This is a genomic window from Methylobacterium sp. CCH5-D2 (assembly GCF_001556475.1).
Classification (GTDB): Bacteria; Pseudomonadota; Alphaproteobacteria; order Rhizobiales; family Beijerinckiaceae; genus Methylobacterium; species Methylobacterium hispanicum.
This window is the reverse complement of the sequence record NZ_LSIX01000708.1, coordinates 1-783: the sequence shown is the minus strand read 5'-3', so window position 1 is coordinate 783 and position 783 is coordinate 1. Positions and strand designations below refer to the sequence as shown.

Annotated in this window: 1 pseudogene; it reads right to left on the bottom strand. The window is 73.1% G+C overall.

The window, feature by feature from the left end:
- A pseudogene (locus AX737_RS18585) lies at positions 1-379 on the bottom strand (hybrid sensor histidine kinase/response regulator); the annotation flags it as partial.
- Between the last annotated feature and the right edge of the window lie 404 nt (positions 380-783).

The following is a 783-nucleotide window of genomic DNA, read 5'->3' as shown; positions in this document are numbered from 1 at the left end:
CAGGTCCGAGAGGCCCGGAGAAGAGGCGTTGCGTCCAGTCGTCGAGCCGGAACCCGTACGGCGCGAGGTATTGAATGCCGCCGCCCAGCGCCAGCGCGGCGGCGACGGCGGCGAGGCCGCGGCCGGCACGCACGGCGAGGGACCGTCGCCCCGGCCAAGTGGAGAGCAGCAGCGCACCGGAGAGAAGGATGAGGGCCAGGGCGGTCAGCGCCACCATCGGCGCCTCGCCCGGCAGGATCGTCTGCAGGTCGGGGATGTCGAGCAGCCAGCCCGCCGTCACGGTCGCCGAGGCCGCGATCCCGAGGCAGGCCGCCGCGCGGGACGTCGTCCGTGCCTTGGCGACCGCCTCTGGGGCCGTGGGTCGCTCGGGGTCAGCCATGCGCGACCGGTTCCGTACGGCGGCCGGGACCTGGTCCGTCTGTCCGTTCCTTGTACTCGAACCGTCTCACTGACTTGTCGTCCCTTCGCATTCCGCCCGCCGGCATAACCGTATTGGAACGCGCCCGCCAACATGCCGTTCGCCGACGGGGCGCATGCTCCCCGAGGCAAGTGCCCTTGCCCGGCCGCGGGGCTCGCAGGCGGCCCGCGCTAGACTGCTTCAGCGGACCGCTCAATGGGCGGTCGGGACGGCGAGCGGGCTCATGTAGTCCGCGCCGGCCTGCGGCAGCGGAACGACGATGGCGCAACGGAGGCCTTCCACGGCGAAGTCGAGCGCCACCGTCCCGCCGAGCTCGCGCTCGACGCTGACCGCGATCAGGCGAGTGCCGAAGCCCCGCCGCGACG